The organism is Methanotorris formicicus Mc-S-70, assembly GCF_000243455.1.
In the GTDB taxonomy this organism is placed as follows: domain Archaea; phylum AGJL01; class Methanococci; order Methanococcales; family Methanococcaceae; genus Methanotorris; species Methanotorris formicicus.
In genome coordinates, this window is the sequence record NZ_AGJL01000033.1 from 1 (window position 1) to 20,558 (window position 20,558).

General features: G+C 31.8%; 23 protein-coding genes and 1 pseudogene. 17 read left to right on the top strand and 7 right to left on the bottom strand.

Translation table 11 applies throughout. From position 1 onward, the window contains the following. Nucleotides 1-121 precede the first annotated feature (121 nt). Genes METFODRAFT_RS06365 through METFODRAFT_RS06375 form a run of 4 tightly spaced genes read right to left on the bottom strand, consistent with a single transcriptional unit; the run spans nt 122 to nt 1,695 of the window. Nucleotides 122-814, bottom strand: a complete 693-nt coding sequence (locus METFODRAFT_RS06365) for a glycosyltransferase family 2 protein (protein ID WP_007044737.1) — start codon at nt 812-814, stop codon at nt 122-124. Between the two features lie 27 nt (nt 815-841). Next, on the bottom strand, nt 842-1,111 hold the full coding sequence (locus tag METFODRAFT_RS06370) for a hypothetical protein (protein ID WP_007044738.1): 270 nt from the start codon (nt 1,109-1,111) through the stop codon (nt 842-844). 4 nt (nt 1,112-1,115) lie between these two features. Then, nucleotides 1,116-1,292: a hypothetical protein gene (locus METFODRAFT_RS11050; protein WP_173361564.1), complete on the bottom strand. Its 177-nt coding sequence runs from the start codon at nt 1,290-1,292 to the stop codon at nt 1,116-1,118. A 13-nt stretch (nt 1,293-1,305) separates the two neighbouring features. After that, nucleotides 1,306-1,695: a DUF61 family protein gene (locus METFODRAFT_RS06375; RefSeq protein ID WP_007044739.1), complete on the bottom strand. Its 390-nt coding sequence runs from the start codon at nt 1,693-1,695 to the stop codon at nt 1,306-1,308. 199 nt (nt 1,696-1,894) lie between these two features. On the opposite strand from METFODRAFT_RS06375, the gene METFODRAFT_RS06380 reads away from it, so the two are divergent. The 3 genes and pseudogenes from METFODRAFT_RS06380 to METFODRAFT_RS06390 all read left to right on the top strand — a co-directional run bounded on the left by METFODRAFT_RS06380 (nt 1,895) and on the right by METFODRAFT_RS06390 (nt 5,008). Then, nucleotides 1,895-2,422, top strand: coding sequence for a metal-dependent hydrolase (locus METFODRAFT_RS06380; protein ID WP_007044740.1), 528 nt, complete (start codon nt 1,895-1,897; stop codon nt 2,420-2,422). A gap of 111 nt (nt 2,423-2,533) precedes the next feature. Beyond that, the gene (locus tag METFODRAFT_RS06385; RefSeq protein ID WP_007044741.1) at nt 2,534-3,898 is read left to right on the top strand and encodes a mannose-1-phosphate guanylyltransferase/mannose-6-phosphate isomerase; all 1,365 of its coding nucleotides are present in this window, start codon (nt 2,534-2,536) and stop codon (nt 3,896-3,898) included. An 8-nt stretch (nt 3,899-3,906) separates the two neighbouring features. Further along, a pseudogene (locus METFODRAFT_RS06390) lies at nt 3,907-5,008 on the top strand (ATP-binding protein). A 138-nt stretch (nt 5,009-5,146) separates the two neighbouring features. Here the strand turns inward: METFODRAFT_RS06390 and METFODRAFT_RS09725 are convergent. Beyond that, the gene (locus METFODRAFT_RS09725) at nt 5,147-5,872 is read right to left on the bottom strand and encodes a transposase (RefSeq protein ID WP_007044744.1); all 726 of its coding nucleotides are present in this window, start codon (nt 5,870-5,872) and stop codon (nt 5,147-5,149) included. A 371-nt stretch (nt 5,873-6,243) separates the two neighbouring features. On the opposite strand from METFODRAFT_RS09725, the gene rfaD reads away from it, so the two are divergent. The 10 genes from rfaD (at nt 6,244) to METFODRAFT_RS06450 (ending at nt 15,941) form a co-directional block, all read left to right on the top strand. Then, a complete protein-coding gene (gene rfaD, locus METFODRAFT_RS06405) occupies nt 6,244-7,155 on the top strand; it encodes an ADP-glyceromanno-heptose 6-epimerase (RefSeq protein ID WP_007044746.1) in 912 nt (303 codons plus the stop codon). 62 nt (nt 7,156-7,217) lie between these two features. Continuing rightward, nucleotides 7,218-7,652 (top strand): hypothetical protein, encoded by a 435-nt coding sequence (locus METFODRAFT_RS11520; protein WP_007044747.1) that lies wholly within the window; start codon nt 7,218-7,220, stop codon nt 7,650-7,652. 1 nt (nt 7,653) lies between these two features. Further along, nucleotides 7,654-7,899, top strand: a complete 246-nt coding sequence (locus tag METFODRAFT_RS11525) for a hypothetical protein (RefSeq protein WP_007044748.1) — start codon at nt 7,654-7,656, stop codon at nt 7,897-7,899. Between the two features lie 164 nt (nt 7,900-8,063). After that, nucleotides 8,064-8,330, top strand: coding sequence for a hypothetical protein (locus METFODRAFT_RS11890; protein ID WP_007044749.1), 267 nt, complete (start codon nt 8,064-8,066; stop codon nt 8,328-8,330). A 156-nt stretch (nt 8,331-8,486) separates the two neighbouring features. Next, the gene (proS, locus tag METFODRAFT_RS06425) at nt 8,487-9,863 is read left to right on the top strand and encodes a proline--tRNA ligase (protein ID WP_007044750.1); all 1,377 of its coding nucleotides are present in this window, start codon (nt 8,487-8,489) and stop codon (nt 9,861-9,863) included. Nucleotides 9,864-9,924: 61 nt separating this feature from the next. Beyond that, nucleotides 9,925-10,587 (top strand): archaeal proteasome endopeptidase complex subunit beta, encoded by a 663-nt coding sequence (gene psmB / locus METFODRAFT_RS06430; protein ID WP_007044751.1) that lies wholly within the window; start codon nt 9,925-9,927, stop codon nt 10,585-10,587. A gap of 166 nt (nt 10,588-10,753) precedes the next feature. Continuing rightward, nucleotides 10,754-12,661 (top strand): beta-CASP ribonuclease aCPSF1, encoded by a 1,908-nt coding sequence (locus METFODRAFT_RS06435; RefSeq protein ID WP_007044752.1) that lies wholly within the window; start codon nt 10,754-10,756, stop codon nt 12,659-12,661. 173 nt (nt 12,662-12,834) lie between these two features. Then, nucleotides 12,835-14,007: a glutamyl-tRNA reductase gene (gene hemA / locus METFODRAFT_RS06440; RefSeq protein ID WP_048115696.1), complete on the top strand. Its 1,173-nt coding sequence runs from the start codon at nt 12,835-12,837 to the stop codon at nt 14,005-14,007. Between the two features lie 83 nt (nt 14,008-14,090). After that, nucleotides 14,091-15,311, top strand: a complete 1,221-nt coding sequence (gene hmgA, locus METFODRAFT_RS06445) for a hydroxymethylglutaryl-CoA reductase (NADPH) (RefSeq protein ID WP_007044754.1) — start codon at nt 14,091-14,093, stop codon at nt 15,309-15,311. A gap of 12 nt (nt 15,312-15,323) precedes the next feature. Further along, nucleotides 15,324-15,941, top strand: a complete 618-nt coding sequence (locus METFODRAFT_RS06450) for a stage II sporulation protein M (protein WP_007044755.1) — start codon at nt 15,324-15,326, stop codon at nt 15,939-15,941. Here the strand turns inward: METFODRAFT_RS06450 and METFODRAFT_RS06455 are convergent. After that, a complete protein-coding gene (locus METFODRAFT_RS06455) occupies nt 15,922-16,419 on the bottom strand; it encodes an MGMT family protein (protein WP_007044756.1) in 498 nt (165 codons plus the stop codon). The genes METFODRAFT_RS06450 and METFODRAFT_RS06455 overlap by 20 nt on opposite strands. A 15-nt stretch (nt 16,420-16,434) precedes the next feature. Here METFODRAFT_RS06455 and tpiA point away from each other — a divergent pair, with 15 nt between their 5' ends. The 4 genes from tpiA to purF all read left to right on the top strand — a co-directional run bounded on the left by tpiA (nt 16,435) and on the right by purF (nt 20,096). Beyond that, nucleotides 16,435-17,100 (top strand): triose-phosphate isomerase, encoded by a 666-nt coding sequence (gene tpiA, locus METFODRAFT_RS06460; protein ID WP_007044757.1) that lies wholly within the window; start codon nt 16,435-16,437, stop codon nt 17,098-17,100. Nucleotides 17,101-17,176: 76 nt separating this feature from the next. Further along, nucleotides 17,177-18,271, top strand: coding sequence for a 7,8-didemethyl-8-hydroxy-5-deazariboflavin synthase subunit CofG (gene cofG, locus METFODRAFT_RS06465; protein ID WP_007044758.1), 1,095 nt, complete (start codon nt 17,177-17,179; stop codon nt 18,269-18,271). 117 nt (nt 18,272-18,388) lie between these two features. Continuing rightward, a complete protein-coding gene (locus METFODRAFT_RS06470) occupies nt 18,389-18,577 on the top strand; it encodes a 50S ribosomal protein L37e (RefSeq protein ID WP_007044759.1) in 189 nt (62 codons plus the stop codon). Nucleotides 18,578-18,686: 109 nt separating this feature from the next. Continuing rightward, nucleotides 18,687-20,096 (top strand): amidophosphoribosyltransferase, encoded by a 1,410-nt coding sequence (gene purF, locus METFODRAFT_RS06475; RefSeq protein ID WP_007044760.1) that lies wholly within the window; start codon nt 18,687-18,689, stop codon nt 20,094-20,096. Between the two features lie 38 nt (nt 20,097-20,134). On the opposite strand, the gene METFODRAFT_RS06480 is transcribed toward purF, so the two are convergent. Next, nucleotides 20,135-20,389 carry a MoaD/ThiS family protein gene (locus METFODRAFT_RS06480; protein WP_007044761.1) on the bottom strand — a complete coding sequence of 85 codons (255 nt, stop codon included), beginning with the start codon at nt 20,387-20,389 and terminating at the stop codon, nt 20,135-20,137. Between the last annotated feature and the right edge of the window lie 169 nt (nt 20,390-20,558).

The window sequence follows — 20,558 nt, forward strand, 5'->3', positions numbered from 1 at the left end:
ATCAAACTGTATAGAATATTTAAGCCACAAATATGGATTATCATTCTATGAAGTGATTAAAGAGTGTAGTAAAGAACTAATAAAGAAAGGATTCTCGTAATCACACTGTCAGTAAACTAAATCATGTAATCTTCTGTATAATCAACTTAAATAAAATTTTAAATCCTGTTTTAACATTAGTCCCCCTTGACATTGAGTATTCAGTATAAATGGTTTTTATTGGTACTTCTTTAAATTTCAAATTATGCTTTTTAAATAATACAATAAATTCAGATGAAACCTCATATCTATTGCTTTTTAAGTCATTGACTATCTTTTTTGCCGCCTCATAAGAGAACGCCCTCAATCCACTTTGGCTGTCTGTTACAAAATAACCCCCCATTAGGTAGGTTATAAAGTTTAACCCCCAATTTCCAATCCTTTTAATTAATGGCATATTTTTTACTTCATTTTTATCCATCAACCTACTTCCCACAACAACGTCATAGATATCCTCTAAAATAGGTTTTGCAACTTTTTCAATATCCTTTGGGTCATGCTGTCCATCAGCATCAAATGTAACAATAATTTTTGGTTTATATAACAAAGCACATTTTATTCCAGTTCCTAATGCTCCTCCCAAACCCCTATTTAATATATGCCTACAAACTATTACATTTTCTTTTTCTGCAATTTCTGAGGTTTTATCCTTAGATCCATCATCCACAACAATGATATTTTTATAACCTTCATTCTTTAGAGCCCTCAATGTGTTTCCAATCATTTTTTCCTCATTATACGCGGGAATAACAACAAATATATCATCCTTATTCATAATCCCACCAAAAATTTAAAAATAACATTAACTATTTGAATTACTTTTTTTTATCATAATTTTTGAGAATGCTATTGTTCCAATTGGACCGCTAACAAGTAATAAGAGTGCTATAGTCTCCCCAAATGAGATTCCATAATGGGTTGACACAACAACTATAAATGTTGCAACTATAACTGCCAACAACCCTTCCCCAACAAGAACATTGGCAGTATTCTTCTTAAATGATAACTTTAAAGATGCCAATGCCCCAAATATTAATGAGAGTAGCGTGAAATATATCACATACTCGTTCATAGTATCACCCTTTAAAATGATAATACATCAGAATTATAAAAATAATTGCCCCAAGAAACATTGAAAACCAAACCCATATATTTAGTATAAATAGCATTTTATATATTTTTTCTCTTTTCTTCGGATCACTCATAATTTTTTTTATGGGGTCTCTACCATAATATTTCTTCCTTTTTAGCATAAAATCACCCACATTAATACATAGATAACCTAAATAATAACTGTGTTGTTGTTGGCAGTTCTCTCCTTAAAATTCTAAGTTCTGGTTTGTAGATATATAAAACATCCTCCTCTGAAAATGGATTATATTCTCTCCCAAGTATCTTTGATACAACTTTAACTGCCTCTTTTCCTGAAACTTTTATAGTCCCACTCTCTAATGAAGCATCAACCTCTAAAACTATTGGTATCTCCAAATTCTCACTGGCAATTTCTTTTAATTTTAAAAGTTCCCTCTTTTTAATCCTATGTCTTTTACCATTTACAATAATATAGGGTTTTTCTTCATTTAAAAGTTCCCCCAAAGTTTTTCTTTTAAATCGTGGGCTTAGGTCATAAATAAGTTTGTAAATTTCTTTGTCCATAGTATCACTTTTGTTATTCAGATTTTAAACCTAATGTTTTAAATCTATAGTATTTACAACAAATATTATTTTCTTTAAATCCTCAAAATCAGTAATTATTTATACGATTAAAAGAAACTAAGTATTTAATAATTTCGGGATACCACAATAGTTTTAAATCACACTATCAGTAATTAGTGTTTTAAAAATGAGGGGGAAAATGGATATCTTAACTCACGTTTTTATTCCATTAATATTTTTATTTGCTATCAGAGAACTTAAAAAGGAATACGTTTTCCTAATTCCATTTACACTGTTTCCTGATTTGGATAAGTTTATTGGGACTCCATTATTGCATTCTCTTGTTGTTGAATTTGGGGTATTTTTGGTGCTATTTGGAACTGAAAGTTTCCTTAGGAAAAAATATTTAAAGAATGACTCCATTAATTGTAAATACTCGATGATAATAATGATTTACATTTTGAGTCATCTTGTCTTAGATTTCTTTGATGGGGGACCTGTTTATCTGTTCTATCCTTTTTTAGATGTTGGGGTTGGTTTGGAGTTTTCTACGAAGTTGGTTGTTGGTAATGGGTTTGAATTTAAGGATGTCCTACCTAATGTTGTTTGTACAACTCCGCATAGGTTGAATGAGTATGGGGGTGTTATATCTGGATTTGGGGTAGTTTCTATGTTGATGTTTTTGTTAATGATGCTTTATGAGTATAGATTTAATGCGATTAAATGAAGTTTTTTGATAGGTGATTCCCTTATTAGAAATCTCTGGTGGAGTTGTAGGTAGTATTCCAAATACCTAAAACAAAAAATCTCAAATAGAAAAGATGTCTGGGTGAAATTGATGAAATCTATCATCTTAGCGGGAGGTATAGGGAGTAGATTATTTCCTCTAAGTAGGGAATATTATCCAAAACAATTTATAAAATTCAAAGCACTTGGAAAATCTCTCTTCCAATTAACATTTGAAAGAACTTTAAAGTTGTCAAATATAAAAGATATATTCATAATAACCAATGAAAAGCATAAGTTTTTGGTTTTAGGGCAGATAGAAGAATTAGGTTATAATTTTAATGAAGAAAATATTCTAATTGAACCAATAGGTAAAAACACCCTACCAGCAATCTATTATGGAGTTAAAGTTATAAAGGAAAAAGATGTTATTGCTGTTTTCCCTTCCGACCATTTGATTAAAGATGAAGATGAATTTATAAAAACGGTTAAAGAAGGAGTTAAGTTGGCAGATAATTATCTAATAACTTTTGGAATAAAGCCGAATAAGCCTCACACTGGTTATGGTTATATAAAACCAGGAGAAAAATTAGATATTGGTTATAAGGTTGAGGAGTTTAAAGAAAAACCTGATTTAGAAACTGCAAAAGAATATGTAAAAAAAGGATACTTATGGAATAGTGGAATGTTTTTATTTAAGACAGATATTTTTGAAGAAGAGGTTAAAAAACTCTGCCCAGAAGTTTATGAGGCGTTTAAAGAAGATGATATAAATGAAGTTTATAGAAAAGTTCCTGACATTTCAATAGATTATGGTATTATGGAAAAATCTGATAGAGTGGCAGTTATCCCAATAAATATAAAATGGAGTGATTTGGGAAGTTTTGATGCTATATATGAGGTCTTTGATAAAGATGATAATGGAAATATTATCCATGGAGAAAATATCGTTTTAAATTCTAAACATAATCTTGTATATACTCATGGTGGAAAATTAGTTTCTTTAATTGGAATCGATGATTTAATTATTATTGATACAAGAGATGCTTTATTAATTTGTAATAAGGGGGAAAGTCAGAAAGTTAAAGATGTGGTTAAATATTTAAAGCAGAAAGGGGATGAAAGGGTTTTATTCCACAAGAAAGTTTATAGGCCTTGGGGATGGTATGAGGTTTTAGAGGAGGGGAGATTTTATAAGGTTAAGAAAATAACCGTTTTGCCTGGAAAGAAGTTAAGTTATCAACTCCATCATCATAGGAGTGAGCACTGGGTTGTTGTTAAAGGAATGGCGAGGGTTGTTATTGAGGGGGAGGAAAAATTTGTTAGAAGTGGAGAGAGTATCTTCGTTAGGAGTGGTTTAAAGCATAGGTTAGAAAATCCTGGAAAGATTCCTTTAGAGGTTATAGAGATACAGGTTGGAGAGTATTTGGGAGAGGATGATATTGTAAGGTTTGATGATGAATGGGGGAGAAAATAGGTGAAACTATGAAATTCTTCAATAGAGAGAAAGAGATTAAAGAAATTCTTTCAATTATTGAATCTGAACCAAACCTAATTTATTTCATCTACGGCTCTATAAACTCTGGAAAAACAGCCTTAATCAATGAAATAATCAACAATAGATTAGATAAAGATAAGTATGTTGTATTTTACTTTGATTTAAGAGAGATATTTATATCGAGATACGATGACTTTATAGAGGTTTTGTTTGAAGAGTATGAAGGAGATAAAAAGCCAATAGAAGTTATAAAGGGTTTGTTAAAAGATACTCCTTTATTATTTGGCATCCCAACTCCAAAAAATACTTTGGAAGAATTATTAAAGAAAAAAACCACTAAAAACGTCTTTAGATATATAACCAACGTTTTAATGGAGATTAAGAAAGAAGGAAAACAACCAATAATTATTATTGATGTCTTGGAAACCTTCGGTTTCCAAAATCTTTGTCGCTTCGCTCCAAAGAACTTACAAAAGATTGGAGATTTAAAATTAAATGGATTTTTAATCTATGAATTGTTTAATTACTTTATTGATTTAACGAAAGAGTTGCATTTATGTCATGTTTTTTGTTTGAGTTCTGATAGCTTGTTTATAGAGAGAGTTTATAATGAGGCGATGTTGGATGATAGGGTTGATTATATTTTAGTTGATGACTTTGATAAAGAAAATGCTTTAAAATTTATGGATTTTTTATCTGAAGAGATTTTGAATAAAAAACTCTCTGATGATGAGAAAGAGCTTATTTTATAGCTATGTTGGAGGGAAGCCAATCTTAATAATAAAAGTTATTGATAAGTTAAGATATGAAAAGTTGGATGTTATTTTAAAGTTCATGTTAAAAGATGCTATTCAAAAACTAAAATACTTTTTAGAGAATGTTAAGGAGGAAGATGAAGAGCTTTATAACAAAATAGTTGATGTGTTAAAGCTGTTTAAAGAAACTTATGAAATTGAAGATATTTCAATAAATAAAAAGATTAGAGAGTTTTTAGTTAAAAAGAATATTTTGTTTTTAAATCCTGTTGAAGGAATTTTAAAGCCGCAATCGTTTTTGGTTTGGAAGGCGATAAAAAGAGTAATAGAATGAAATTCTTTGATAGGGAAAAAAGATTAAAGAAATTCTCTCAATTATCGAATCTGAACCAAGAAGATTTTATAAACTACAGAAATTTGAAACTATAACTATATAATAATTAATCATAGTTCCCATCATACATTTATATATTTACTTAATTGAATTAACTTCATCTAACACTTTAAGGTTATAAGCGATTGTGAAGAGTAAGAGCTTAACGCTTAAACCTTTTTTGCTTACAGCTCGAATATGCTTAGGGAACATCGCAACTAACTTTGAGAAGTTAGTTTCGATGCTTTTTCTCAACTTATTCAATATTTTATACTTTGTTCTCTCTATAAACGATTTAATCATGTTTTTTCTTTTTATCGCTTCGAAATAAACTTTTCCATTTCTTAATAAATTTTCAAAACCTTTATCGATGTATCCTTTGTCTCCGATTACACTACAGTTCATAAATTCTCGAATAAACCATCTAAAATTTTCTTTTAAAATATCTAAGTCGTGCTGATTTGCAGGATTTACAAATATCAGCATTAGATATAAACCATTGGTGATATAAGTTGCTTTATATTCGAAATAATAACGTTTTTTTGATGCGTTAAATCCGACTGTTCCATCTTTTTTAATTAACATTGATTTTCCACTTTTTTCGTGTCTGCTTTTTCTTACAAGTTCTTTCGTTTCAATTGGAATTGTATCTATAAATAACAAACAGTTTTTGTTTAAAAAGACCCTCTGAATTTCGAATAATGGTTCTTCATATCTGTTTAATCGCTCAACTAATTTGTTGTATCTTATTTTCGGAAATAACCCCAACTCTTCGATTAAAAATTCATATCCCTTTTTATACATCCACTGAAGTATATCATACATAGAACCGAAAAGCTTATTAAGTCCAAGAGAGATATTTTTTCTCTGCGGGTGTATGGCGATTTATATTTAGCGACTATCAGGTAAAACTTAGCCCACATACGTTTTATTAAACGCTTAATCTTCGGAATTTCGGATTTTTCAATAATGTTATCACCTCTCAATATTTTTTTGTAGTAATCTATAATCATATAGTTATATATTTATCTATTTGATGGGAACTACCGTTAATTATTATAAAATGTATAATAATGAATATTATTAAAAAAATTTAACTAGACAAATTGTCATAAGAATCTTTAAATATAAACAATTGTTAAAATATGTATTTTACTATGGCTAAATAAACCAAATCTAAGTTTTGGTGATATGAAATGAAAGTTTTAGTCACTGGTGGGGCAGGATTTATTGGCTCTAATTTAGCATTAGAGCTACAAAATAAAGGTTATGAAGTTATAGTTTTAGATGATTTTTCATCTGGGCATTTTAAAAACCTTATAGGTTTTGAGGGGGATGTTATAGCGGAGAGTATCTTAAATGTTGATTTAAATAGATTTAAAGATGTTGACGTTATTTATCATCAAGCGGCGATAACAGATACAACAGTTCAAGACCAAAAATTAATGATGCAAATTAATACAGAAGGTTTTAGGAGGTTTTTAGATTTTGCTGTTGAAAATGATATTAAGTTTATATATGCATCATCAGCAGCAACTTATGGAAATGCTCCCGCTCCTCAAAAAGAAGATGATGCTGGAAAACCAAACAATATCTATGGCTTTTCAAAATGGATTTGTGATTGTATTGCAAAAAAGTATATGGAAAGATTTCCAGAAGCTCATATAGTTGGATTAAGGTATTTTAATGTCTTTGGACCGAGAGAGCAGTATAAGGGTAAAATGGCCTCTATGGTTTGGCAATTAGCAAAACAGATGGTCGATGGCAAAAGACCAAGAATTTTTAAATGGGGAGAACAGAAAAGAGACCAAGTGTATGTTAAAGATGTTGTTAAAGCAAATTTGTTAGCTATGGATGCTAAGAAAAGCTGTATTGTAAATGTTGGTAGTGGAAAGGCAGTTACTTTTAATTATATAATTGAGGTTCTAAATAAGGTTTTAGGTTTCGATTATGAACCAGAGTATTTTGATAATCCATATAAAGAGTTTTATCAAGATTATACTGAAGCAGATTTAACCAAAGCTAAAGAATGTTTAGGATATAAACCAGAGTGGAGTTTTGAAGAGGCAGTTAAAGATTACAGTATCTCCGAACATCATACTAACTAATAGAAAACTTAATATTTGGTAATATCGAATAGTTAATATCAAAAAAATATGGAGGTGAAATCATGAAGGGGATAAAACACACAATAATAAAATCCTTTAACGAATTTAACAGTTTTGTTGGTAAGGCTTTACAAATTACGCCGAGGATTTATCGGGTTGAAGGTTATTCTAAAGGATTCATCAAAGCTATAGAAAGCAACACATACTTAGAAACGATTAGCACGTTAGGGTATCCTTCAGTGGATTCTTACTATCGATACATAAAGAACGCAGATATATCTATGATAAAAGAGGCATATAAATATTTCGTTAAGTCAATAATCGACGATTTTAAAAAGATAAAAGGCAAATTTTACCTGTCGATGGATACGCACTTTGAAGCATACTATGGAAGAAACTTAAAATCCTCCGATATAATTCACAATTACAGAAAAGAAAGGGGGGGGTTCTGGCTCATACAAATACATAACTGCGGTTTTACATACGAAGGCATTTAGTTTGGTGGTTTATTGCGATATTATCGAAGTTCATAACAATTTCCTCCCAAAATATATTGAGGAAATCTTAGAATTCGTCATTAACGAGTTAAAAATAAATCCAAAGAAACTTACAGTTCTGACCGATAGGGAGTTTAAAAATTTCGAAATAATCAAAATTTTTGAAAGATATGGTTGTAATTATATCTGTTTCGTTCCAAAGAATGATATAAAATATTATCTCGAAAAAGAGTATAAAAATTTATAAATGATAAAACTATATCGAAATTAGTTATCGTAGAAGAGAAGGTAATAATAAATGGGGAGAAGAAAACAGTTTATTATACTTTCTTAACCAACATTGATTTCAAAAGACCAAAAATATATCTAAAAACGTATAAAAAACGATGGAATATCGAAACAAGATTCAGAATGCTTAAAAACATAGCTATAAAAACGAAATCAAAGATTTTAGAAGTAAGATTATTCTTGTTTATACTTAGAGCGATTATTCACAATCTATGGGTTGCAATGCAATGGAAAAACAAAAATACGAATTATAAAACCATGAATTTAAAAGAATTCGTTATCAAAATTAATGAATTAATTCGAATGCACATATATACAAATAAACCAATAGATAATACTCAGTTGTGCATACCTAATGCATATTCGGAGATACTGAACACTAAACTCTAAGGTGTAAAATCTAAAAATAAACTTACTTAATTTAATTGGGTTTGATTTATTGGATCTTAATTTAGTAATATACAAGTACATTTTTATATCTTAAAATTTATTTAGGATAATTGGTAATTATAAAGTAGATTTTTATTAAGTTATTAGGGTGATGCTATGGAATTTTCAGAATGGTATAGCGAGATTTTGGAGAAGGCAGAGATTTATGATGTTAGATACCCAATAAAAGGGTGTGGTGTTTACCTCCCTTATGGATTCAAGATAAGGAGATATGCCTTTGAAATAATAAGAAAACTCTTAGATGAGACAGGGCATGATGAAACTCTATTCCCAATGCTAATTCCAGAAGATTTACTTGCAAAGGAAGGAGAACATATAAAAGGCTTTGAAGATGAGGTTTATTGGGTAACCCATGGGGGGAAAACGCCATTAGATGTTAAATTAGCGTTAAGACCTACATCAGAAACACCAATTTATCATATGATGAAGTTATGGGTTAAAGTCCATACTGATTTACCAATAAAACTCTATCAAATAGTAAATACCTTTAGATATGAGACAAAACATACAAGACCATTAATTAGATTAAGAGAGATAATGACATTTAAAGAGGCACACACTGCACATGCAACAAAAGAAGAAGCAGAAGAACAAGTTAAAGAAGCAATAGAGGTTTATAAAAAATTCTTTGATGCATTGGGAATTCCTTACTTAATATCAAAAAGACCTGAATGGGATAAATTCCCTGGGGCAGAGTATACAATGGCATTCGACACAATTTTCCCAGACGGAAGAACCATGCAGATAGGAACAGTCCACAACTTGGGGCAGAACTTTGCAAAAACCTTCGAGATTATATTTGAGACTCCTGATGGCGGAAAAGATTACGCATACCAAACATGCTACGGAATCTCCGATAGAGTTATTGCCTCAATAATAGCAATCCATGGGGATGAGAAAGGACTTAGCCTTCCTCCAATTGTAGCACCAATTCAAGTTGTTATAGTGCCATTAATCTTTAAAGGAAAGGAAGAAATAGTCATGAATAAGGCAAAAGAAATTTACAATCTATTGAAGGATAAATTCAGAGTTCATTTGGATGATAGGGATATAAGACCAGGAAGGAAATTCAATGATTGGGAATTAAAGGGAGTTCCATTGAGAATTGAAATAGGGCCAAAGGATATTGAAAATGGAAAAATTACGTTATTCAGGAGGGACATCGAAGAGAAGTTCCAAATTGGTGATAATGAGGAGTTAATAGATGAGATGGAAAAAACTTTAAATACTATAAATGAAAATATGAAAAATAGGGCATGGGAAAAATTTGATGCATTTATCAAAATTGTTGAATTTAATGAAAGTAAAATAGATGAAATAAAAAATATTTTAAGTGAAGAGAGGGGTGTTATATTAATTCCATATGTTGAGAGTATTTACAACGAAGAACTTGAAGATAAAGTTGAAGCGTCAGTTTTGGGAATAACTGAATATAAAGGGGATAAATACATTGCCATTGCAAGAACATACTAATCTATTTTATTCTGTCTATTTTTGGATTTTATTTTTTTATTAAATTATTTGGTGATACTAAATGGATGAGAGAGCAAAATATATGAAGGGAACTACGACAGTAGGGCTAATATGCGATGATGCAGTGGTCTTAGCAACAGACAAGAGAGCAACAATGGGGAACCTTATAGCAGATAAAGAAGCGAAAAAGTTATATAAGATAGATGATTATATAGCAATGACCATTGCTGGAAGTGTCGGGGACGCTCAGGCACTTGTAAGATATGTTTCAGCAGAGGCAAAATTGTATAAAATGAGAACTGGAAAGAATATCCCTCCATTATCATGTGCTACATTGATGAGCAATATTTTGCATGGTAGTAGAATGTTTCCTTTTTTAACACAACTTATTATTGGAGGCTACGACTTCTTATATGGACCAAGGTTGTTCTCTCTTGACCCTGTTGGAGGGTTAAATGAAGAGAGTTACTTTACAGCAACTGGTTCAGGTTCTCCAACAGCCTATGGTGTTTTGGAATTGGAATATAGTAGAGACATGTTATTAAAAGACGGTCTTAACTTATCTGTTAAGGCACTTATGTCTGCTATGGAAAGGGATGCATTCTCTGGGAATGGTATATCCCTCGCTTATGTAAATAAAGAAGGAGTAAAAATACTTGAAGATGAAGAGATTGAAAAAATCATAAAGAAGATTAAAAGCAAAAGAAAAAAGAAGAAGAATTAAAATTGTTTTTTATTTTAAAGATTTATAAAATTTCTTTTCTTTAATATTTTTTTAATTTCAAAAGAGTATTTTCAAATGTTTGATAAGGATTTTAGTCATTTCCCATTTCAACATCAATTTTATATTTGGACAATTTTTAAGCATAACTTTTAGGAGGATGGTTATTTTGTCAGCAGAGGAATTATTAAATCAAATAAGAGAGGAAGTTATTAAGAGGGCACCAGGAAACGCCATTATTACAGATGTTCAATTTGAGGGACCAGAGGTTGTAATTTACGCAAAAAATCCAGAAATATTCACGAACTCTTTTATAAAGGAACTTGCAAGAGACCTTAAAAAAAGAATTGCCATAAGACCAGATCCGTCTGTTTTATTAGATCCTGAAATAGCGAAGAAAAGGATTTTAGAGATTGTTCCAGATGACGCTGAAATCACAAACTGTATTTTTGACGCAAACACTGGGGAGGTTATCATTGAATCAAAAAAACCAGGTCTCGTTATTGGAAAAGAAGGTAGTACATTAGAAGAGATAAAAAAAGCGATTAGATGGGCTCCTAAGCCAGTAAGAACCCCCCCAATCCCATCAGAAACAATAAAAGCAATAAGAGCAACACTCTACAGGGAGAGAACTGATGTAAAGGAAATTTTAAGGAGAATTGGGAGGAGAATACATAGGGATATTAAAATTAGGGATGATTATTGGATTAGAGTTTCTTTTTTAGGTGGAGCAAGAGAGGTTGGTAGAACCTGCCTATATTTACAAACACCAGATAGTAGGATCTTAATAGATTGTGGAATAAATATTGCTGTTGAAGGAGATAGGGCATATCCTCACTTTGACGCTCCTGAATTTTCTATTGAAGGGATTGATGCAGTTGTTATTACTCATGCCCACTTAGACCATTGTGGTTTTGTTCCAGGTTTGTTTAGGTATGGTTATGATGGTCCTGTTTATTGTACAAGGCCTACAAGGGATTTGATGACACTTTTGTTTAAGGATTATTTGGATATTGCTGAAAAAGAAGGAAAAGATGTCCCATATGCATCAAAAGACATCAAAACTTGTGTAAAGCATACAATGCCAATAGATTATGGAGTTACAACTGATATAACACCAACGATAAAATTAACCCTTCACAACGCTGGACATATCTTAGGTTCAGCAATAGCACACTGCCATATTGGAGATGGGCAGTATAACATTGCCTATACGGGAGATATTAAATTTGAGGCATCAAGGCTATTAGAGCCGGCAGTTTGCCAGTTCCCAAGGCTGGAAACACTAATAATTGAATCAACTTATGGTTCCTACGATGATATCCTACCAGAAAAAGAAGAAACAGAAAAAGAACTTTTAAAAATTGTATCCGAAACATTGCAAAGAGGAGGAAAGGTTTTAATTCCAGTCTTTGGTGTTGGTAGGGCACAGGAGTTAATGCTTGTTCTTGAGGAAGGATATAACCAAGGCATCTTCAATGCCCCAGTTTACCTCGATGGTATGATTTGGGAAGCAACTGCAATTCACACGGCATATCCAGAATACTTATCAAAAGTTATAAGAAACAGGATATTCCACGAAGGGGATAATCCATTCTTATCAGAGGTATTTAAAAGAGTGGGAAGTACAAATGAAAGAAGAAGGGTTATTGATGGTGATGAGCCATGTATTATTTTAGCAACCTCTGGAATGCTTACTGGCGGACCAAGTGTTGAGTACTTTAAGAACCTTGCTCCTGATGAGAAAAACACTTTGGTATTTGTTGGTTATCAGGCAGAGGGAACACTTGGAAGGAAGGTTCAAAAGGGATGGAAAGAGATTCCAATAACAACAAAGAATGGAAAAACAAAATCCATCCCAATAAAAATGGATATACATACATTGGAAGGATTCTCTGGACACAGTGATAGAAAACAACTAATAAAATACCTCAGAAAATTAAAACCAATGCCAGAAAGAATTTTAATGATTCATGGTGAGATAAATAAATGTATTGATTTAGCAAGCACTGCATATAAGTTATTTAAAAGGGAGACAAGGGCTCCAATGAATTTGGATTCTATTAGGGTAAAATAAATTTTTTTATTTTTTTATTTTTAGACGGTTCTTTTCTTTTTTGTTGTCTTTCGAAACTTTTAAATGTAATTTTTTATAAATATATTAGACAAATACGATTTTAATCATAAAAAAGATTTTTGGAAGTTTATATAACAAAAGAGAAAAATGTGCTAAAGATAATTGGTGATTCCATGATCCTACTCAAGGCAGATTATAAAAAATACCCTACATCAGAACTTGAGAAACTTAGAATGGATGAGGATGAGTTTTATGGGAGATTTGATAGATGTATTTTGTTACAAACTTGTAATAGGGTTGAGATGTATTTTGATGTTGAAAATCTTGATAAAATAGATATTAACATTGATAAATTTGACATTTTGGAAGGTGATGGGGCGATACTCCATCTTTTAAGGTTGGCATCTGGTTTAGAGTCAATGATTGTTGGAGAAGACCAAATACTCGGGCAAATTAAAAAAAGTTATTTAAAGGCAAAGAAACTAAAAAAAACAACGAAATTCCTTGATACGATTTTTTTAAAGGCAATACATGTTGGTCAGAGAGTGAGGAATGAGACAAAAATAAATGTTGGTGGGGTTTCAATTGGAAGTGCTGCAGTTGAGTTGGCAGAGAAGATCTTTGGATTAAAAAATAAGAACGTCCTACTAATCGGTGCTGGGGAAATTGGGACACTTGTGGCTAAGGCATTAAAAGAGAGGCACATAAAAGCCATTATTATAGCAAATAGAACTTATGAGAGAGCAGAATGTTTGGCAAGAGAGTTGAGGGGTATTGCAATACATTTTGATAAGTTAAGAGAGGCATTGAAATATGCAGATATTGTTATAAGTGCCACTGGGGCCCCTCACCATATTTTGACTAAGGAAGATTTGGTGGATGTTGGAGAAACCGTTGTTATTGATATTGCAAATCCAAGGGATGTTGATGATAGTGTTAAGGAACTCCCAAACATAAAACTCTTTACAATTGATGACTTAAAACTAATCTCTGAGGAAAATTTAAAGAAGAGGAAGATGGAAATTCCAAAGGTTGAAAAAATTATAATGGATGAGTTTGAAAATTTAAAGAAGCAAATTAAAAAACTTGAGGTTCAGGATTTTATAAAGAATCTCTCAACACACATTGAAAACATCAGAAGAAAGGAAGTAAAAAAGGCAATTAGTATACTAAAAAACAAAAATAAAAGTCCAGAAGAGATTTTAGAGGACTTTTCAAAGGCATTTTCTAAAAGAATTATCTATGATTTTGTAAGTGCTGTTGAAGATAGGTATTTTAATGGAAAGGATTTGTCTGTTGATGAGATTGTTAAAGAAATGTGTGAAAATAACAAACATAACGTCTAAAAGGAATATAAAAACATATCCTTATGGTACTTATGAATGACATTTAGAATTCATTAAAGAAATGAAAAAGATATGGTGATAAAATGCCAAAGAATAATGATGAAATTGTAGAGAAAATGATTAAAGGTGAAATAAAACCTTACCAACTTGAAGGTATGTTTGATGCAAAGAAGGCAACAGAATTAAGGAGGAAATTTATTGAAAAGGTAACAAACACAACATTTAGCCATATAGACAAATACTCAATAGATGAAGAAATGGCAATGAAAAAGAACATAGAGAATATGATTGGGGCTATTCAAATACCATTAGGTTTTGCTGGACCATTAAAGATTAATGGGGAGTATGCAAAAGGAGAGTTTTACATCCCATTGGCTACAACAGAAGGGGCTTTGGTGGCATCTGTTAATAGAGGATGCTCAGTTATAACAAAGTGCGGGGGAGCGACTGTCAGAATTATAGATGATAAGATGACAAGAGCCCCGGTAATAAAAACAAACTCCGTTGTTGATGCAATAAAATTAAAAGAGTGGATAAAAGAGAACTTTGAGAAAATAAAAGAGGTTGCAGAATCCACAACAAGGCATGGAAAATTAATCGATATAAATCCAATACTCATTGTTGGGAGGTATGTTTATCCAAGGTTCGTTTATAAAACTGGAGACGCTATGGGAATGAATATGGTTACAATTGCAACAGAAAAGGCTTGCAACTTTATTGAGGAAGAATTAAAAAAAGAAGGAATAAAAGTTCATACCGTTGCTTTGAGTGGAAATGCCTGTGTGGATAAAAAACCATCTGGAATTAATTTAATTGAAGGAAGAGGGAAGAGTATTATTGCAGAGGTGTTTTTAAAGGAGGAATATGTTAAAAAGTATCTAAAAACAACATCAAAGGCAATAGAAGAAGTGAATATGTATAAGAATCTTATCGGTTCAGCAATTAGTAATTCAATGGGGTTCAATGCACACTATGCAAATATTATTGGGGCGATATTTTTAGCAACAGGGCAGGATGAAGCACATATTGTTGAGGGTAGTTTGGGGATAACAGTTGCTGAGGCAACAGAAGAGGGGCTTTATTTTTCAGTAACTCTTCCTGATGTTCCAATTGGGACTGTTGGTGGAGGAACGAGGGTGGAAGCGCAGAGAGAATGCCTTGAAATACTCGGGTGTTATGGAAGTGATAAGGCATTAAAGTTTGCTGAGATTGTTGGGGGAACTGTTTTAGCAGGAGAACTTTCCTTGCTTGGAGCGTTAGCAGCAGGACATTTGGCAAAGGCACATTCTGAATTAGGAAGATAATGGTGAATTTTTATGAGTAGGGCAGTTTATGAAGTACTGGAAATTATGGATGCATTAAAGAGGCATAAAAATACCATATACTTTACAGGATTTACATTTTTCTTTGTTTTTGTGTTGTCGTATGTTCTAATGCATCAATCCGAACTTTTGAAATATTTTGGAGAACTAATATATGGTAATTTTAAAAATAGAGTGAGTTCATTCGGAATTTCAAAAGAAACTTCATCATCAATTTTAATCGCCATTATATTATTCAATAACCTCTCAGTTGCAGTTATCAACTACCTTGGAATGGTTATGTCAATATTTATTTTAATTACAAATGCTTTCTTACTATCTTACGTCCTTTACATTTCAGATCCTTTGAAGTTCTGTTTACTTGTCCTTCCCCATGGAATCTTTGAGATTCCTGCATTGATACTTTCCGCATCAAGTGGTTTGATATTGTTTAGGGGAATTTTATGCCTAATAATCTCAAAAACTAAAATAAAACCATTAAAAAAATACTTTGAATATAGAAGAGGGGATTTAAGGGATTCATTAAGAATATTTTTTGTGTCAATATTGTTGTTTGTTATTGCCGCTGTGATTGAAGGAACTGTAACCAAGTTTATTTCAAATTGGTTATAACACCTTCATTTTTTAAAATATTTATTTTATGTGTTATTCCATAACTATATCCACCGATGTTATCTTTTCCAACAACTCTGTGGCATGGAATAACCAATGGAAGGGGGTTTTTATTCATAGATCTTCCAACGGCTCTTGGGGATGTTTTGAGTTCTTTTGCAATTTCTCCATAAGTTTTGACACTTCCATAGGGGATGTTTTTAACAACATCCAAAACTTTTTTTGTGAATGGGGTAACATCCAAACTATAATCTATCAATTCTCTAACCTCGCTATCCAACATCTTCCCAAAGTATAACCTCAAAATGCATTTTGCCATTTTTATGTGGTGCTTTTTATTGGATATTTTTTCCCAGGAAAAGAACTTATTGATTTCATCCCTGGATAGTGGGATGGTATTTCTAACCAATACATCATCTTTAAATATAAAACCAACAAAATATCCATTTATCTCTACAACAACTTTTTCCAAAAACATCACCCTGGTGAAATGATGAAACCAGTTATAATTATCAACTACAAAACATATATGGAAAGTATAGGGAAGAGGGGATTAGAGATAGCGAAAATTGCTGAGAAGGTTTCAGAAGAAAGTGGTATAACAATTGGTGTTGCTCCTCAATTTGTAGATTTGAGGATGATTACTGAGAGTGTAAATATTCCTGTATATGCTCAGCACATTGATGCCATAAGTCCTGGAAGTCATACAGGACATATATTGGCAGAGTCTATTAAGGATTGTGGTGTTAAAGGAACCCTATTAAACCATTCAGAAAGAAATATACTTCTATCAGATATTGATAAAGTTATAGAAATTGCAAAGAATTTAGGCCTTGAGACCATTGTTTGCACCAACAACATAAATGTATCAAAGGCGGTTGCAGCATTAAATCCAAATTATATTGCCATAGAACCACCAGAATTGATTGGAACTGGAATTCCAGTTTCCAAAGCAAACCCTGATATTGTTGAAGGGACAGTTAAAGAGGTCAGAAAGATAAACAAGGATGTCAAAATCCTCTGCGGTGCTGGAATATCAACTGGAAGTGATGTGAAAGCAGCGTTGGAACTTGGAACAGATGGGGTTTTACTTGCATCTGGTGTAGTTAAGGCAAAGGATATTGAAAAGGCAATAAGGGATTTGATAAGTGAGATTTAATGTAAATTATTAATACCTTTTTTAATTTTTTACGATTTTTTGATGCAATTTAAATTTTTAATTTAAGGGGATTATTATGGTAAGTAGGGAAGAGGCAATAGCATTCTTAAACTCTAACTCACCAAAAGATATTTTGGAAAAATTAAATTTGATAAATGAATTGGAAGACAAAGAAAAATACATAACTTACTCAAAAAATGTCTTTATTCCATTGTGTAATTGGTGTAGAAACAAATGTGGATATTGTATTTTCAGAAATGACAATCCAAAACTTATGAAAAAAGAAGAGGTTAGAGAAATTTTATTAAAGGGGGATGAACTCGGCTGTAGAGAGGCATTGTTTACATTTGGGGAGAGGGTTGATGAGAATCCAAAGATAAAGGAGGAGTTAAAAAAAATGGGATATTCCGGAATTTTGGAGTATCTGTATGATTTAGAGGACTGGTGCTTAAACAACACAAACCTCCTCCCCCACACAAATTGCGGAATTTTAACTTATGATGAATTAAAAATGCTTAGGGAGGTTAATGCCTCAATGGGATTAATGCTTGAAAACGTTAGTGAGAGGTTGATGAAAACTACTGCCCATAAAGAAAGTCCGGGTAAAGAACCAAAATTAAGGATTGAGATGATTGAAAACGCGGGAAAGTTGAAGATTCCATTTACTACTGGAATATTAATTGGAATTGGAGAAACTAATGAGGAGATTGTAGATTCTATATTAAAGATTAAGGAGATTCATGAAAAATATGGGCACATTCAAGAAGTTATAATCCAAAATTTTAGAACTAAAAAGGGTATTCCTATGGAGAATTTTGAAGAACCTTCACCAATAAAGATGCTAAAGGTAATAATATTAGCAAAGTTGATGCTAAATTATATTTCAATCCAAGTTCCACCAAATTTAAACAAAGAAACAGGGCAGTTGTTTTTGTTATCTGGAATTGATGATTGGGGGGGAGTTTCCCCACTGACGAAAGACTACGTAAATCCAGAAAGCCCATGGCCAGAAATTGAGGAATTAAGAAGATTTACTGAGGAGTTGGGCTTTAAATTAAAGATGAGATTGCCTGTCTATGACAAATACATAAAAAAGGAATGGCTGAGTGAAAAAATTTATAAAAAGATAACCAATTATGATAAATTTGTGACAGATAAGCGAATATTTTAAATATAACTTCCACCATTTAATAGTGGTGTCCTGAAGATATCTTCCCTTTGTCCAAAAATTATAAAAATAATGTATGACGTATTATGATTACAAACAAAAATAAACACGGTGAGAGAAATGTCTAAAGGTACCCCTTCACAAGGTAGAAAAAACAAAGGTTCCCTTCACATAAGATGCAGAAGATGTGGAAGAAGGGCATATCACATAAGAAAGAAAGTTTGTGCAGCATGTGGATTTGGAAGAAGTAAAAGAATAAAAAGATACTCATGGCAGTGGAAAAAAGTAAATGGACAAAGATTGAAATAAACCTATTTTTCTCTTTTAATAAAATTAATTTAAAATAAGATTCTTATTTTACTAAATTTATTTATATTAATTGATTTATAATTTAAATTAAAAAATTATTTGTGATATCATGTGCGGGATATTTGGTATTTATTCCAACGAAAGGATAAATGTCGCAAAAAGGATATACTATGGATTATTCGCTTTGCAACATAGAGGACAAGAAGGAGCAGGTATTGCAACAAGTGATGGGAGAGGATTCCACCACTATAAAGGCATAGGCCTTGTATCTGAGGTATTTACAAACAACGAACTCCAATCTTTATACGGGCATATAGGTATTGGACATGTAAGATATTCAACAACAGGAGATAGCACAATTGAAAACTGCCAACCATTTGTTGTTAAGAGTTCATTTGGTCCAATAGCAATAGCACATAATGGAGATATTGTAAACTCAACTATTTTAAAGAGAGAATTGGAAAAAATGGGACATATATTCATCTCATCAACAGATTCAGAGGTTATTGCACAACTCCTTGTTAGAGAGTTGTTAAAAACTGAAGATATTATAGAGGCAATAAAAAATACAGCAAAAAAGTTGATTGGGGCTTATTCCTTGTTGATAATGTTCAACGATAAACTCATAGCAGTTAGGGATCCAAATGGCTTTAAACCACTATGCATAGGAAGGGATGAAAATTGCATATACTTTGCATCAGAGAACTGTGCATTAGATACCGTTAATGCTGAATTTGTTAGGGATATTAAACCTGGAGAAATCGTTATAGTTGATAATGGGGAAATTAATTGCTATAAAATTGAAAAACCTTGTGAAGAAGTAAATACAGAACTAAATCTTCCAGTAAATAATTACATTTATAACAACTGTGTTTCCACATGCATGTTTGAATACGTATATTTTGCAAGACCTGATTCTATTATTGATGGAATAAGCGTCTATGAGGTTAGGAGAAAGATTGGGAGGATATTAGCAAAAGAACATCCATGTGATGCAGACCTCGTTTCTCCAGTCCCAGATTCAGGGATTACATTTGCACTTGGGTATTCTGAGGAGTTGGAGATTCCCTACTATGAGGGATTGATAAAGAATAGGTATGTAGGAAGAACCTTTATCCTCCCAACACAGGAGGAGAGGGATTTAGCAGTTAGGTTAAAATTAAACCCAGTAAAAAGTATATTAAAAGATAAAAAAGTAGTTTTAGTCGATGACAGTATTGTTAGGGGAACGACATCAAGAAGAATAGTAAATATGCTAAAAAAGGCAGGGGCAAAGGAAGTACATTTAAGAATTGGTTCTCCAAGAATAATATCTCCATGCTTCTATGGCATAGATATGGCTACAAAGGAGGAGTTAATTGCATCATACAAAACAGACGAAGAAATCTGCAAATATGTAAATGCTGATTCACTTGGTTATTTAAGTATTGAAGGATTGGTAAAAGCAATTGGAAGAAAAGATTTATGCTTAGCATGTGTAAGTGGATATTATCCAACTGATGTTTCTTGTAAGTTCTGATTGTGATTTTCTATTTTTGCATATTTCATAATATTTCTCTATCCTCCTGAAACTGGTGGATAGATAACAATCTCATCAGATGCCTTAACAACAACATCATCAGAATCCACAACATCACAATTTATAGAGATTATTGCTTTACCTTGATAAAAATCATCTTTGATGTTTATAGAATTTTTATTCAATATATTTAGCAGTTCTTTTAGTGTTATTTCATTTTTATCAATAGTTATTTTAATCTCTCCTCCATAAAGTTCCCTATACTTTGCAAATAACTTTATAATCAACTCCATATAAATCACCACTTATTATTGTTAAGTTTTTAAACCCAATTGGATATTAATTTATTGACTGACAGTGTGATTACGAGAATCCTTTCTTTATTAGTTCTTTACTACACTCTTTAATCACTTCATAGAATGATAATCCATATTTGTGGCTTAAATATTCTATACAGTTTGA